This is a genomic window from Streptomyces sp. NPDC007205, from assembly GCF_040634095.1.
In the GTDB taxonomy this organism is placed as follows: Bacteria; Actinomycetota; Actinomycetes; order Streptomycetales; family Streptomycetaceae; genus Streptomyces.
The window spans coordinates 286,596-300,942 of record NZ_JBEYEW010000002.1 but is presented as its reverse complement, the minus strand read 5'-3'; the positions used below and the strand labels follow the sequence as shown (position 1 = coordinate 300,942).

Genomic DNA, 14,347 nt, shown 5'->3' with positions numbered 1-14,347 from the left:
GGGGCTGGGAGGGGCTGGGGAGTCAGGCCGCGCCTCCCTTCTCGTCCCTGTCCTCGTCCACGATCTCGGCGTCCACCACGCCTTCCTCGTCGGGGGCGGAGCCGTGTTCCGTGGCCGGACCGCCGTCGGTGGTGGTGGAGGACTGGGAGGAGGCGGCCGCGTACATGGCCTGCCCCATCTTCTGGCTGACGGTGGCGAGCTTCTCCACCCCGGTGCGCAGGGCAGTGGTGTCGGCGTTCTGTTCCAGCAGGGTTTTCAGTTCCGTGACGGCCGTCTCGACCTCGCCGCGCGTGTCGGCGGGGACGCGGTCGTGGTTGTCGCGGAGGAACTTCTCGGTCTGGTAGACGAGTTGTTCGGCCTGGTTGCGGGTCTCGGCGGCCTCGCGGCGTTTGCGGTCCTCCTCGGCGTACTGTTCCGCCTCCCGCATCATGCGGTCGATGTCGTCCTTGGGCAGGGCGGAGCCGCCGGTGACGGTCATCTTCTGCTCGCGCCCCGTGGCGAGGTCCTTGGCGGAGACGTGCATGATCCCGTTGGCGTCGATGTCGAAGGCCACCTCGATCTGCGGGACGCCCCGCGGGGCGGGCGGCAGCCCGGTGAGGTCGAAGACGCCGAGCTTCTTGTTGTAGGCGGCGATCTCGCGTTCGCCCTGGTAGACCTGGATGCCGACCGAGGGCTGGTTGTCGGTGGCGGTGGTGAAGATCTCCGAACGGCGGGTGGGGATCGTGGTGTTGCGTTCGATCAGCTTGGTCATGATGCCGCCCTTGGTCTCGATGCCGAGGGACAGCGGGGTGACGTCGAGGAGGAGTACGTCCTTGACGTCGCCGCGCAGGACGCCGGCCTGGAGGGCGGCGCCGACGGCGACCACCTCGTCGGGGTTGACGCCCTTGTGCGGGTCCTTGCCGGTGAGGTCGCGGACCAGCTCGGTGACGGCGGGCATCCGGGTGGAGCCGCCGACGAGGATGACGTGGTCGATCGCGGACAGCTCGATCCCGGCGTCCTGGACGGCCTGGTGGAAGGGCTTCTTGCACCGGTCGAGCAGGTCGGCGGTCAGCTCCTGGAACTGGGCCCGGGTCAGTTTCTCGTCCAGGTGCAGCGGGCCCTCGGCGGAGGCGGTGATGTAGGGCAGGTTGATGGTCGTCTCCGAGGACGACGACAGTTCGATCTTGGCTTTCTCGGCGGCCTCCCGCAGCCGCTGCACCGCCATCTTGTCGGCGGCCAGGTCGATGCCGTACTGCCCTTTGAACCGCTTCACCAGGTGCTCGACGACCCGCTGGTCCCAGTCGTCGCCGCCGAGGTGGGTGTCGCCGTTGGTGGCCTTCACCTCGATGACGCCGTCGCCGATCTCCAGCAGGGACACGTCGAAGGTCCCGCCGCCGAGGTCGAAGACCAGCACCGTCTGCTCCTCGCCACGGTCCAGGCCGTAGGCGAGGGCGGCGGCGGTCGGCTCGTTGATGATCCGCAGCACCTTCAGGCCCGCGATCTCCCCGGCCTCCTTGGTGGCCTGCCGCTGACTGTCGTCGAAGTACGCGGGTACGGTGATCACCGCGTCCGAGACGTCCTCGCCGAGGTAGGCCTCCGCGTCCCGCTTCAGCTTCTGCAGCACCCGAGCGGACAGCTCCTGCGCGCGCAGGCGGGTGCCGTCGACCGTGCCCTGCTCCGGAAAGCGCCAGCTCGCATCGCCCATGTGGCGTTTCACCGAGCGGGCGGTGCGCTCCACGTTCGTCACGGCCTGCCGTTTGGCGACCTCGCCGACCAGCACCTCGCCGTTCTTCGCGAACGCCACCACCGACGGGGTGGTCCGCGCACCCTCCGCGTTGGTGACGACGGTGGGCTCGCCGCCCTCCAGGACGGCCACCACCGAGTTCGTCGTCCCGAGATCGATCCCGACCGCACGTGTCATGGTCCGTTCCCTTCCGCCCGGGCGCCTGCCGCTCTCCCAGGACATGACGTGCCTGCGACGCTGTCAATGCCCGGGTTCCCCGGGAACGGCGATGCCGCGCCCCCTGGGCGGGACGCGGCATCCGGGGTCGTGCGAGGCCTCAGGCCAGCTCGGCCGTCAGGGTGATGGTCGTACCGGTCAGGGCCTGGCTGACCGGGCAGTTCTTCTTGGCGTCCTCGGCGGCCGAGGCGAAACCCTCGGCGTCCAGGCCCGGCACCTCGCCGCGCACGGTGAGGTGGATGCCGGTGATGCCCTCGCCCGGCTGGAAGGTCACGTCGGCCTTGGTCTCCAGCCGGGTGGGCGGGGTGCCGGCGCCGGCCAGGGCGTGCGAGAGGGCCATCGAGAAGCAGCTGGAGTGGGCACCGGCGATCAGCTCCTCGGGGCTGGTCCTCCCGTTCGCGTCCTGGGAACGCGAGGCCCAGGTGACCGGCTGCTCGCCGATGCCGGAGGAGTCGAAGGTGACGACGCCGTTGCCCTCGAGAAGGTTGCCTTCCCAGACCGTGTGCGCGGTGCGCGTGGTGGCCACGATGATTCCTTTCCGTCGGATCCCGGTTCCGGGGTTTTCCGTTCCCTATCCGATCACATCCTGGCTCGTCGCACTCTGAAGACCGGCCCACGCGGGGCGAACGCGCTGAAGCGGGGAGAGCAGGAACGGGTGGCACTGGGCGCCGCCGAGGCCGCCGTGGGCGCCGATCTGCTCCTCGAAGTTGACCATCGAACTCGTCATCGAGCCCGGCGAGCGGTATCTCGGTGCCGTGGGTACCCGGCACCACACCGCCGTGTTCCTCTCCGCGCACCTCTCCTCCACGGGCCGGCGCAGCGCGGGCACGGACGGCGGCGCGGGCCTCGACACCGCGCGCTGTGTGTACTCCCCCCTGCCGAACGCGTGGGGCACTCCTAGGTCCTGCGGTCACATTCCCGTCGTTCGCCCGCAGGGCGGGCCTAGCGGCCGTCGTAGCCGGCCGTCGGCATGGACAGGCGGCGGTGCACGCGGGCTTTCATCTGCGCGTCGTACGACGGCTCGGCCCGCCCGACGGTTTCCACGCGGACGCCGCGCCGGGCGCACTCGGCGGTGAATGCCTCGACGGAGGACACGGCGCGCCGGAGTACGCGCAGGCTGGGTGCGACGAAGACGTGCACGCCGGGCCGGATACCGTCCCACAGGGCGCAGTGGTCGAAGCGCAGTCCGCCGGCGAGGAGTTCCCGGGCGATGACGTATCCGCGTTCGGCGGCCCAGCGGGCGCACATGGCGTGCTGGCTGCGGGAGTCGACGAGGAAGGGGTCCGCTTCCAGTTCTTCCAGGGGGGTCAGGCTGGCGATGGCGATGACCCGCACCGGCGTGGGCGCGGGTGTGCCGGAGGTGCCCCGCGGTTGTCCCATGGCGTCCCCTCACCTCCGGTTTCGCCGCAGACCCTACTCCTGCCCGCAGGCTTCGGGGAGTCGCGGTTTCCCGCGTCCCTTACGGGGTGCTGCGCTTCAGCACCCTTGAAGCGCCGACCGGGAGATCCCACAGGTCCTCTCTGTCCAGTCCCGCCCTCTCCCAGGCCGCCCGCACCCTGGTGAGCGGTTCCAGGACCGGTTCGGCCGAGAGGATGAAGGTGCCCCAGTGCATGGGGGCCATGCGGCGGGCGCCGGTGTCGAGGGTGGCCTGGACGGCTTCCTCGGGGTCGCAGTGGACATCGCTGAGCCACCAGCGGGGGTGGTAGGCGCCGATGGGCATGAGGGCGAGGTCGATGCCGGGGTAGCGGCGGCCGATGCGGGAGAACCAGTGGCCGTAGCCGGTGTCGCCGGCGAAGTAGACGCGCTGTCCGTCGGCGTCGGTGAGGATCCAGCCGCCCCAGAGGCTGTGACAGGTGTCGGTGAGGGTGCGCTTGGACCAGTGGTGGGCGGGGACGAAGTCGAAGCGGATGCCGGCCAGTTCGGCGCCCTCCCACCAGTCCAGTTCGGTGACGCAGGTGAAGCGGCGGCGGTGGAACCAGCGGCCGAGGCCGGCCGGTACGAACACCGGGGTGGTTCGCGGGAGTTGCCGCAGGGTGGGGGCGTCGAGGTGGTCGTAGTGGTTGTGGCTGATGACGACGGCGTCGATGCGCGGCAGGGTCCGCCAGGGGACGCCGACGGGGGTGATGCGGGCGGGGGTGCCGAGGATACGGCGGGACCAGACAGGGTCGGTGAGGACGGTCAGCCCGCCGATCCGGAGGATCCAGCTGGCGTGTCCGGCCCAGGTGACGGCGAGGGTGCGGGTGTCGACGCGGGGCAGCGGGGCGGGCTCGCAGGGGAGCCGGGTGAGGTCGGCGAGGCCTTCGGGGCCGGGGCGTACGGCGCCTTCGCGCGCGAAGCGGGCGAAGGCCTTGAGGCCGGGCAGGGGGGCGGTGAGCCGGTCGTGGAAGGTGCGGGGCCACACGCGGTGTTCGCCGAGGGGGCGGGGTTCGGCCAGCGGGGGGAAAGGGGGCGCCAGGGGGGCCGGCGTGACGGTTTCGGCGGCTTCGCCGGTGTGTGCGGTCGTCGTCGGCGGCGTCGTGGTCGCCGTTGCCGTCGAGGTCGTCGCCGTTGCCGTCGAGGTCGTCGCGGTGGATCCGGGCCCGGTCGTTGCGGGCTCGTGCGTCTGGGTCTCGTGCGTCTGGGTCTCGTGCGTCTGCTGCGTCATCGAGGAGGCTCCCGTCGCTGAGCGTCGTCGCGGAGATCGTCGAGAACCGCCGTCAAGGAGATCAACGCGCGTTGCACGTGTGCCAGTTCCAACGGCGCGGGTGAGGTGAGGCATTCCATGCGTTCCTCGTCCGTACCGCCCAGCAGGGGGCCCGTGGCGAGTCGTACGCGCAGCGCCCCGAGGTCGTCGCCGAAGCGGTGGCCGCCGGGGGCGGGCATGCCGAGGCGGGTGGTGAGGAGGTCCTCCAACTCCTGTGCATCGCCGACGCCTTGGGCGGCGAGGGGCTCACGCAGCGGACCGAGGTCGGCGTACAGGTGGCGGCCGGCCTGCGGGGGGCGGGCGAGCGCGCCGGCGGCGACGACGGCGGTGTGCGCGGCGGCGGCCACGCGCGCGTGCAGGCGTACGACGCTCTCACGGCGCTCGGTGACGGGTGGGGGTTCGTCGAGGGCGTAGCCGGCGGCTGCGGCGACGGGTGCGGCGATGCGGGCGCCGAGCGCGGTGAGGATGTCGAGCACGCGCGCGTGGAGGTGCGCTCCGGGTGCGGTGGCCGGGAAGCGGGCGACGGCGGCGGGCCAGCCGGGCGGCAGCAGGGATCCGGCGAGGTCGGTGACGACGGTGACCAGGTCGGGCCGCATCTCGGCGGGGCTGAGCAGGACGGTGTCGTGGGGGTGGTGCAGGGTGTCACGCCAGGTCTCGTCGCTGACCAGGTGCAGTCCTTCGGCGGTGGCGGCCTCGACGGTCTCGTGGAGGAGTTCGGGCGGGGCGACGGTGGCGGTGGGGTCGTCGGCGATGGACAGCACGAGCAGCCGGGGGACGCCGCCCTCCGCGCGGACCCGGTGGACGGTCTCCAGCAGGGCGTAGGGGTCGGGGACGCCGCCGCTCTCGGGAGGTGTGGGCACGTGGTAGGCGGGCCGGCCGAGGACGCGGGCGTACGGGGCCCACCAGGCGGCGCAGGGGCGGGGGACGAGGACGTCGCCGCCGTCCGAGGCGAGTGCGGCGGTGAGGGCGAGCAGCAGGGCGGGGGCGCCGGGGCCGGCGGCCACCTGGTCGGGGACGGTGGGCAGGCCGCGCCGGGTCCAGTAGCCGCAGGCCGCTTCGAGCAGGGCGGGGGCGCCGCCGACGGGCTGGGCGTCGGTGCGGCTTGCCGCGGCGGCGAGTACGCCGGTGAGTTCGGGGAGTACGGGCAGTCCGTCGCCGGGCAGTGGCGGGCCGTAGCGGACGGGGCCGTGCCCTTCGGGGTCCGTCCGCCGCATGTCCGCCTCCGCGCAGTCCGGTGCCGGTGCCGCCCGGCCGGGTGCGGTGTCGCCGGGGCGGGCTGTGTCGTTGTGGTGCTGCTGTGCCGTTGCTGTTTGCTGTTGGTGCTGCTGTGACTTTGTACTGCTGTGTCGTCGTGCGCTGCTGTGTGCTGTGCGTCTGTGGCCGGGTGTTCGTGGCCTGGGGTGGCTGGTGTGGAGCCGGTTGACGGTGTCCTCGTGAGGGTGTGTACCCGCCGGGCGGCCGTCCATGGGAGTGGCGGGCGTTGCTCCGGTCACACGTCCGTGGTCCGGTTGGCGGAGCCGCGCCGGCGGCCGTAGAGCCGGTAGCCGGCTCCGCCGCAGGCCGCGGCGATGAAGGCGGCGCCGCCGGCGAGGGCCGGGGCCGAGTCGGTGAAGGTGCCGCCCTGGCCGGCTTCGACTCCGTGCTCCACGGTGGCCGGGTCGCATCCGTCGGCGTCGCCCTGCCGGTCGTCGGGTCCGCCGCAGCTGTGGCCGTCGTCGGGGCAGTCTCCGCCGCCGGCGCACTCGCCGCCGTCGTCGTGGCACTGGCCTCCCTCACGGCACGCGTTCCCGCCGGAGCACGCGTCCCCGGCCTTGCAGCCCGCACCGCCCGCGCAGTCCTCCCCCGCCTTGCAGCCCGCACCACCCCCGCAGTCCTCACCCGCCTTGCAGGTCCCGCTGTGCCGGCAGTCCTCGCCGGCCCTGCAGCCTCCGCCCTGGCAGTCCTCACCCGCCCTGCACTCCGTACCGTCCGGATCCGGGCAGGGCTCCTGGCTGCGGCAGCCGCCGTTGTCCTCCTCGCAGGGCTCGCTCTCCCGGCACGGCGTGGCACCGTCGCCGCAGGGGGCGGCGGCGTCCGCGCAGGCGTGGGACGCGTCGCACTGCTGCGGCGCGGCACACGGGCCGGTGTCGGCGCCGCCGACGGGGCGGGCCGGGGACAGGGGGCCGGCGGTGTGGGTCGGGGACACGGGGCCGGCGGTGTGAGTCGGGGACACGGGGCTGGAGCCGGCCTCGGCTGCGGGTGCGGCGGGCCCGGTCAGGGCGAACGCGGCACCGGCTATGAAGGCGATGGACAGGGCACGGGCGGTGCGGCGCATGGGTCGGGCTCCTCGGCGGGCGCGGCGGGCGGTCGGCGGTGGTGGTGGTACGCCGGACACCGGTACGGCAGTGCCTCCGGCACGGACGGTGGTGCGTCCGCCGCCGGGACGGCAGTACGTCCGGCACGGACGATGGTGCGTCCGGCACCGGGACGGCAGTGCGCCGGACACCGGTGGGACGGTGCCTCGGGCACGGGTACCGGCGGTGCCGGTGGCACTGCCCGGCGGTGTCACGGGTACGGGGCACGGGGCGTGCCCTCGCTGCCATCACAGCCCCCGCGGCGACGTGGCGCGCGCGGCCGGCCCCCATTCGCGGGACAGGGACGGCCGGCCGGGTGACTCACACCGGCCGCGGGTTTCGGGCCCGCACCCTCCCGCACCCTCCCTCCCGCACCCTCCCGCGCCCTCCCGCGTCCTCCCGCGCCCTGCCGCGCCCTGACGCGTTTGTGAGGTTTTCCGTGCCCTGCGCAGGTGACTCGGTATCTGCTGACCGGATCGTCCGCTTCGCACCTCACCGGGAGGTTCCTCCATGAGCACCAAGGTCTCCGACCACATCCTCGAGCGCCTGCGCGCTTGGGGCGTGGAACAGGTCTTCGGCTATCCGGGTGACGGCATCAACGGGCTGCTCGCCGCCTGGGGTCGTGCCGAGGACCGGCCGCGGTTCATCCAGTCCCGGCACGAGGAGATGTCCGCGTTCGAGGCGGTCGGGTTCGCGAAGTTCAGCGGCCGTATCGGGGTGTGCGCGGCGACGTCGGGGCCGGGTGCGATCCATCTGCTGAACGGGCTGTACGACGCCAAGCTGGACCATGTGCCGGTGCTGGCGATCGTCGGCCAGACCAACCGGACCGCGATGGGCGGCTCCTACCAGCAGGAAGTCGACCTGCACACGCTGTACAAGGATGTCGCCTCGGACTTCGTGGAGACGGTGACGGTGCCGGAGCAGCTGCCGAACGTGCTGGACCGGGCGATCCGCACCGCGTACGCCCGGCGCTGCCCGACGGCGCTGATCATCCCGGCCGACGTGCAGGAGCTGGACTACTCGCCGCCGACGCACGAGTTCAAGATGGTGCCCTCCAGCCTGGGCATGAGCGACTACACGGCGACCCCGACGGACGAGGCGCTGCGCCGCGCGGCGGACGTGCTGAACGAGGGCGACAAGGTCGCCGTCCTGGTCGGGCAGGGCGCCGCGGGTGCGGTCGCGGAGGTGCAGGAGATCGCCGAGCTGCTCGGCGCGGGGGTCGCGAAGGCGCTGCTCGGCAAGGACGTGCTCAGTGACGAGCTGCCGTACGTCACCGGGCCGATCGGGCTGCTGGGCAGCCGGCCGTCGTACGAGATGATGCGGGACTGCGACACCCTGCTGACGATCGGGTCGTCGTTCCCGTACACGCAGTTCATGCCGGACTTCGGCAAGGCGCGCGGGGTGCAGATCGACATCGACCCGCACATGATCGGGATGCGGTTCCCGTACGAGGTGAACCTCGTCGGTGACGCGAAGGCGACGCTGCGGCGGCTGATCCCGTTGCTGAACGCCGACCGGGGCGGGCGTGAGTGGTACGACACGGTGTGCGCGAACGTGCGGCGCTGGCACGCGACCATGGACCGGCGGGCCCATCTGTCGGCCGACCCGATCAACCCCGAGTACGTGGCGCGTGCGCTGGACCCGCTGCTGCCGGACAACGCGATCCTGACCTCGGACTCCGGTTCGGTCGCGAACTGGTACGCGCGGCACATCACGATGCGGCCGGGGATGCGCGGTTCGCTGTCCGGGACGCTGGCGACGATGGGGCCGGGGGTGCCGTACGCGATCGGTGCGAAGTTCGCGCATCCGGACCGGCCGGTGTTCGCGCTGGTCGGTGATGGCGCGATGCAGATGAACGGCCTGGCGGAGATGATCACGGCGGCCAAGTACAAGGACCGCTGGTCGGATCCGCGGCTGGTGGTGGCGGTGTGGAACAACCAGGACCTGAACCAGGTGACCTGGGAGATGCGGGCCATGGAGGGCGCACCGCAGTTCCTGCCCTCGCAGTCGATCCCGGACGTGCAGTACGCGGCGTTCGCCCGTTCGCTGGGGCTGACCGGGATCCGGGTGGAGAAGCCGGAGGAGGTGGAGGCGGCCTGGCGGGCGGCCTTGGAGGCCGACGGGCCCGCGGTGGTCGAGTTCCTCACCGACCCGGCCGTACCGCCGATCCCGCCGCATGCCACCTGGGAGCAGATGGAGGCGACGGCCGCGTCGATCCTGAAGGGCGACGCCGACCGCGGTTCGATGGTCAAGCAGGGGCTGAAGGCGAAGGTGCAGGAGTTCCTGCCCGGCAAGGACAAGCGCTAGTCCCCTGGAGGGAGACATGCAGCGAGGCAGTGACCGGCTGAGCGTCCACCGGGACGACGAGATGAAGCACGAGCTGAAGGGCCTTTTGAGGTCCGGGCATCCGACACGGGTGGAGGAGTGGCACGATCCGGAGCCGGCCGCGGACGACGACCCGGAGGTGTGGAGCGGGCCGGTGGGCGGACTGGGTTCGCCGGCGTCGCTGGAGCGGGTGCGCACCGAGCTGGCGCGGACCCTGAGCCGCAGTTGCTTCCCGGCGACGGCGCGTGATCTGGCGCGGATGCTGCGCCGGCGGAACGCGCCGGCCGCGCTGGGCGACGCGGTGGCCGGGTTGCCGCACTCGGCCCGTTACGAGAACGTCCAGCAGCTCGCCGAAGCGCTGGTGGGCCGCGGATGAGCCGGGGCCAGGCGGCCGAGATCGCGAGCGGGGCCGGCGTCGACGTCGAGGTGGCGACGACCCGGTTCCTGCTGTACGGACTGCTGCCCGGCTGGTTCGTGCCGGGGCTCGCCGACTGGGTGATGCACCGGCGCACCCGGATCGAGGAGACCGCGGGCACGAAGGAGTCGGTGATCCATGCGCTGATGATGGCGGAGGTCGGTGTACCGATCGCGCTGACCCTGCGCTACCGGGTCAATCCGCTGCTGCTGAGCGTGCAGCTGGGGGCGGCGGCGGTGCACGAGGCGACCGCGCTGTGGGATGTGCGCACGGCCGTGGACAGCGACCGTGAGGTCAAGCCCGTCGAGCAGCACATCCACAGTTTTCTGGAGTCGCTGCCGTTCGGGGCTGTGGCGTCCCTGATGTGTCTGCACGCGGATCAGGTGCGGTCACTGCTGCGGGGCGGGCGCGGGGATCCCGGCGCCTGGCGGCTGCAGCCGCGCCGGCGCCCGCTGTCGCCCGGCTATCTGGCGGGCATCGGCGTGGCGATCGGCGCGTTCGTGCTGCTGCCGTACGGCGAGGAGCTGTGGCGGTGCAGGCGGGCGGCCCGGGCGGCGAAGGGGCGCGCCCGCGCCGACAGGGCCGCGGTGAGGAAACAGAAAGGGAACGGAGCAAAAGGGAACGGAGCATCATGCGTATCGCGTTTCTCGTGGCGCCCGAAGGCGTCGAGCAGGTGGAGCTGACCGAGCCGTGGAAGGCGGCGTCCGATGCCGGGCACGAGCCGGTGCTGGTGTCGACTGAGCCGGGGAAGATCCAGGCGTTCAACCATCTCGACAAGGCGGACACCTTTGACGTGGACGAGGTCGTGGGTGAGGCGTCGGCGGCATCGTTCGGTGGTCTGGTGCTGCCCGGCGGGGTGGCCAATCCGGACTTTCTGCGGATGGACGCGGCGGCCGTGGCGTTCGTGAAGGACTTCTTCGACCGGGGCCGTCCGGTGGCGGCGATCTGCCACGCGCCGTGGACGCTGGTGGAGGCGGACGTCGTACGGGGCCGGGTGCTGACGTCCTGGCCGAGCCTGCGGACGGACATCCGCAACGCGGGCGGCACCTGGGTGGACGAGCAGGTGAAGATCTGCGACCACGGCTCCAACCAGCTGGTGACCAGCCGCAAGCCGGACGATCTGAAGGCGTTCTGCGACGCGTTCCTGCATGTGTTCGCCGGGGAGCCCGGCTGACCTGCGGCGTCCAGGGGACGGGCCGGCCCGCGCGGGCCGGCCCGTTCGCTGTGTGCGTGCCGGTCAGGTGCCCGGCACGCCGGGGCTCGCCGTCTCGCCGCAGCCGCGCTCGCGGGCGCCCTCGCGGGTGCGTCCGGCACTGACCAGACGGCGCGGGTTGCGGCGCAGGTATTCGCCCTCCAGCTGTGCCATGCGCTCGTTGTGGGCCCGCAGCGCGTCGTTGGAGCCGTACAGCAGAGTGTCGTGGCGCGTGCGGTGGATCGTCTCCAGCTCCTTCATGAGCTGCTGGTCGTCCAGCCGGCTGGCGTCGACTCCGGTCATCGTGGTGCCCCGCTCGTCGTGTTCGTTCATGGGCTACGGGTACCCGCCCGGCGTGCACTGCTCCCGAGCGGTTTCCGGGAGTAATCCGTGGAGCTCGCGTTCCTGAGTCCACTGTACGAACATCCGGGGTCCTGGGCCTCCGCATACGTCGGCCCGTCCCGGACGACGAAGACGGGTGACGCCGCTGCTGGACCTGGCCGGTGAGGACCCGGCGGCGCTGGTCGCGAATGTCAACCGGACCGGAGCCGACTTTGAGCTGCGCGGCGCGGTGGCCGGGAGGAGGCCGGGCATGTCACGGGCAGCCGGCAGTGGCAGCCGGCAGTGGCCGGTGCACCGGTCGAAGGCCTCCGACTGGTCCGAACGGCACTTCCGGCTGAAGGTGAGAACACCGGGGAGCGCAACGCGCAGGAGATCGCCGACGCGCCGGCCGCGTGCCAGGACCGCGCCGACGACGCGCTGGTCCGGGCGGCCGTGGTGACGGACGCGCCGGTCGTGTCGCTCACCCCGGTGCTCCGGGACACCGGCGCCGAGGTCGCGGCGGGCGGCCCGGGCGCGCTGCTGCGCTGGAAGTGGCGGCCGTGACGGGCCGGCACACGCGCTGCGGCCCGCGCCCCGACGGCCGGAGCGGCACCGCCGGCTGTCCTGCTGTCCAGGCCCCCCGGCGGCCCCTAGCGGACGCGCTCCACGCGGCGTTCGTCCCAGACCGGTTCCGGTGTCTCGCGGACGCGCCCGTCGCTGCCGAAGACCAGATAGCGGTCGAAGGTGCGGGCGAACCAGCGGTCGTGGGTGACGGCGAGGACCGTGCCCTCGAAGGCCTCCAGGCCCTCCTGGAGGGCCTGGGCCGACTCCAGGTCGAGGTTGTCGGTCGGCTCGTCCAGCAGCAGCGCGGTGGCGCCCGCCAGTTCCAGCAGCAGGATCTGGAAGCGGGCCTGCTGGCCGCCGGAGAGCCGGTCGAAGGTCTGCTCGGCCTGCTGGGTCAGCTCGTAGCGGCGCAGCCTCGACATGGCGGCGCCGCGGTCCTGGGCGTGCTCCTTCCACAGGATGTCGAGGAGGGTGCGGCCCTGGAGTTCGGGGTGCGCGTGGGTCTGCGCGAAGTGGCCGGGCACCACGCGTGCGCCGAGTTTCCACTCGCCGGTGTGCGCGACGTCCTCGCCGGCCAGCAGGCGCAGGAAGTGTGACTTGCCGGAGCCGTTGGAGCCGAGGACGGCGACCCGTTCGCCGTAGAAGACCTCCAGGTCGAACGGTTTCATCAGGCCGGTCAGTTCGAGTCGCCCGCAGGTGACGGCCCGGATGCCGGTACGGCCGCCCTTCAGGCGCATGGTGATGTCCTGCTCGCGCGGTGGCTCCGGCGGCGGGCCGGCCTCCTCGAACTTGCGCAGGCGGGTCTGGGCGGCCGCGTACCGGGAGGCCATCTCGTGGCTGACGGCGGCGGCCTGGCGCAGGTTCAGGACCAGCTTCTTCAGCTGGGCGTGTTTCTCGTCCCAGCGGCGGCGCAGCTCCTCGAAGCGGGCGAAACGTTCGCGGCGGGCCTCGTGGTAGGTGGCGAAGCCGCCGCCGTGCACCCAGGCGTCGGCGCCGGCCGGGCCCGGCTCCACGGAGACGATCTTCTCGGCGGAACGGGCGAGGAGTTCGCGGTCGTGGGAGACGAACAGGACCGTCTTGCGGGTCTCCTTGAGCTGCTCCTCCAGCCACCGCTTGCCGGGTACGTCGAGGTAGTTGTCCGGCTCGTCCAGGAGCAGCACCTCGTCGGTGCCGCGCAGCAGCGCCTCCAGCACGAGGCGTTTCTGCTCGCCGCCGGAGAGGGTGCGGACCAGGCGCCACTGGGCCTTCTCGTAGGGAACGCCGAGGGCGGCGGTGGTGCACATGTCCCACAGGGTCTCGGCCTCGTAGCCGCGGGCCTCGGCCCAGTCGGCGAGGGCCTGCGCGTAGGTCAGCTGGGCGGCCTCGTCGTCGACGGTCATGAGGGCGTGCTCGGCGTCGTCGACGGCCTTCGCCGTCTGGCGGATGCGGGGCGGGGCGACGGAGACGAGGAGGTCGCGTACGGTCGTCTCATCGCGTACGGAGCCCACGAACTGGCGCATCACGCCGAGGCCGCCGCTGACGGTGACGGTGCCGGCGTGCGGCTTCAGCTCGCCGGAGATCAGCCGGAGCAGGGTGGTCTTGCCGGCGCCGTTCGGGCCGACGAGCGCGACGGCGGCCCCTTCGCCGACCCGGAAGGACACGTCCCCGAGCAGGGTCCTCCCGTCGGGGAGGTGGTACTCGAGGTGTGCGGCTTCCAGGTGTCCCATGGCCAGGCATTCTCCGGGTCGACCCGGGTGAACGGCAAACTGATATCGGGCGGGCGCGGCGGCGGCACCGGGTGCCGGCGGCGCGGGCGGGGTGGGGCGGCCCCGACGGCAGGGTGGGGCGGCCTGACAGGCTTCCCTCTCCCGGAGGGCCCCTTACTCCGCCGTCTCCACCGGCTCTCCCGTGGGACCGCTCTCGCCGGCCGGTTCCACCGTGGCGCCCTCCCAGGACAGGGCCTTCCAGCCGTCGGGCGGGGAGCCGTCGAGGATCACTACGCCGGTGTTCTTCAGGGGGCGGGCGGCGGCGAAGGGGATGTCGACGTTGGCGGCGCGGGCGGCGGTCCACATGCGGATCGCGGCGCCGTGGCTGACCATGGCGACGGTACGGGCACCGCTCGCGACGGCCTCGGCGATCACGGCGTCGTACCGGGCGAGGGCCTCCTCGCCGCTCTCCCCGCCGGGGATGCGCAGCGCGGTGTCGCCGGCCGCCCAGGCGAACACCGTGCGCATGTACTGCCGGCCCTCGGGGGATTCGCCGGGCAGCATCTCCAGGGCGCCGGCGGACACCTCGCGGATGCCGTCGCGGACGAGCACCCGGAGGCCGACGGCGGCGGCCAGCGGGGCGGCGGTGAGTCGGGTGCGCAGCAGCGGGGAGGCGTAGACGGCCTCGATGTCCTCGTCGGCGAGCGCCTCGGGCAGTGCGGCGGCCTGCGCCTCGCCGAGCGGGGTGAGTCCGGGGCCGGGCACGGCGGTGTCCAGCAGGTGGTTCACGTTGGACGGGGTCTCGCCGTGGCGGACGAGGAGCAGGCGCATGCGGGGGAACTCCTTGCGCGCCGGCCGGGTCCCGGCGCGGGCGGGAACACGAAGCGGGC

15 protein-coding genes are annotated in these 14,347 nt (G+C 72.7%); 5 read left to right on the top strand and 10 right to left on the bottom strand.

The window, feature by feature from the left end; translation table 11 throughout:
- Positions 1-22 precede the first annotated feature (22 nt).
- The 7 genes from dnaK to ABZ624_RS04875 form a co-directional block, all read right to left on the bottom strand.
- Complete coding sequence (dnaK, locus tag ABZ624_RS04905; protein WP_360082658.1) at positions 23-1,900, bottom strand: molecular chaperone DnaK; 1,878 nt, start codon at positions 1,898-1,900, stop codon at positions 23-25.
- A gap of 139 nt (positions 1,901-2,039) precedes the next feature.
- Complete coding sequence (locus ABZ624_RS04900) at positions 2,040-2,465, bottom strand: OsmC family protein (RefSeq protein WP_360082656.1); 426 nt, start codon at positions 2,463-2,465, stop codon at positions 2,040-2,042.
- Between the two features lie 45 nt (positions 2,466-2,510).
- Entirely contained in the window at positions 2,511-2,834 is a 324-nt protein-coding gene (locus tag ABZ624_RS04895; protein WP_360083235.1) for a hypothetical protein, read from the bottom strand.
- Between the two features lie 47 nt (positions 2,835-2,881).
- Positions 2,882-3,319, bottom strand: a complete 438-nt coding sequence (locus tag ABZ624_RS04890; RefSeq protein WP_360082654.1) for a hypothetical protein — start codon at positions 3,317-3,319, stop codon at positions 2,882-2,884.
- Between the two features lie 79 nt (positions 3,320-3,398).
- A complete protein-coding gene (locus ABZ624_RS04885; protein ID WP_360082652.1) occupies positions 3,399-4,583 on the bottom strand; it encodes an MBL fold metallo-hydrolase in 1,185 nt (394 codons plus the stop codon).
- Complete coding sequence (locus ABZ624_RS04880; RefSeq protein WP_360082650.1) at positions 4,580-5,836, bottom strand: aminotransferase class I/II-fold pyridoxal phosphate-dependent enzyme; 1,257 nt, start codon at positions 5,834-5,836, stop codon at positions 4,580-4,582. The genes ABZ624_RS04885 and ABZ624_RS04880 overlap by 4 nt, the downstream gene beginning before the upstream one ends.
- Before the next feature lie 275 nt (positions 5,837-6,111).
- Complete coding sequence (locus tag ABZ624_RS04875; RefSeq protein WP_360082648.1) at positions 6,112-6,936, bottom strand: hypothetical protein; 825 nt, start codon at positions 6,934-6,936, stop codon at positions 6,112-6,114.
- Between the two features lie 529 nt (positions 6,937-7,465).
- Between ABZ624_RS04875 and ABZ624_RS04870 the strand changes: the two genes are divergently transcribed.
- Genes ABZ624_RS04870 through ABZ624_RS04855 form a run of 4 tightly spaced genes read left to right on the top strand, consistent with a single transcriptional unit; the run spans position 7,466 to position 10,869 of the window.
- Positions 7,466-9,262, top strand: a complete 1,797-nt coding sequence (locus ABZ624_RS04870) for a thiamine pyrophosphate-requiring protein (RefSeq protein ID WP_360082646.1) — start codon at positions 7,466-7,468, stop codon at positions 9,260-9,262.
- Between the two features lie 16 nt (positions 9,263-9,278).
- Positions 9,279-9,656, top strand: a complete 378-nt coding sequence (locus tag ABZ624_RS04865) for a DUF2795 domain-containing protein (protein WP_351244501.1) — start codon at positions 9,279-9,281, stop codon at positions 9,654-9,656.
- A complete protein-coding gene (locus ABZ624_RS04860) occupies positions 9,653-10,378 on the top strand; it encodes a diguanylate cyclase (RefSeq protein WP_360082644.1) in 726 nt (241 codons plus the stop codon). The genes ABZ624_RS04865 and ABZ624_RS04860 overlap by 4 nt, the downstream gene beginning before the upstream one ends.
- Entirely contained in the window at positions 10,327-10,869 is a 543-nt protein-coding gene (locus tag ABZ624_RS04855) for a type 1 glutamine amidotransferase domain-containing protein (protein WP_360082642.1), read from the top strand. Before ABZ624_RS04860 ends, ABZ624_RS04855 begins: the two co-directional genes overlap by 52 nt.
- 63 nt (positions 10,870-10,932) lie before the next feature.
- Here ABZ624_RS04855 and ABZ624_RS04850 read toward each other — a convergent pair whose 3' ends face one another.
- A complete protein-coding gene (locus tag ABZ624_RS04850; protein ID WP_360082640.1) occupies positions 10,933-11,220 on the bottom strand; it encodes a DUF6158 family protein in 288 nt (95 codons plus the stop codon).
- A 291-nt stretch (positions 11,221-11,511) separates the two neighbouring features.
- On the opposite strand from ABZ624_RS04850, the gene ABZ624_RS04845 reads away from it, so the two are divergent.
- Positions 11,512-11,772: a hypothetical protein gene (locus ABZ624_RS04845; protein ID WP_360082638.1), complete on the top strand. Its 261-nt coding sequence runs from the start codon at positions 11,512-11,514 to the stop codon at positions 11,770-11,772.
- 86 nt (positions 11,773-11,858) lie between these two features.
- Here the strand turns inward: ABZ624_RS04845 and ABZ624_RS04840 are convergent, their stop codons facing one another.
- Both ABZ624_RS04840 and ABZ624_RS04835 read right to left on the bottom strand, forming a co-directional pair.
- Positions 11,859-13,478 (bottom strand): ATP-binding cassette domain-containing protein, encoded by a 1,620-nt coding sequence (locus tag ABZ624_RS04840; protein WP_360082636.1) that lies wholly within the window; start codon positions 13,476-13,478, stop codon positions 11,859-11,861.
- Between the two features lie 153 nt (positions 13,479-13,631).
- A complete protein-coding gene (locus tag ABZ624_RS04835) occupies positions 13,632-14,288 on the bottom strand; it encodes a histidine phosphatase family protein (protein ID WP_360082634.1) in 657 nt (218 codons plus the stop codon).
- Positions 14,289-14,347 lie beyond the last annotated feature (59 nt).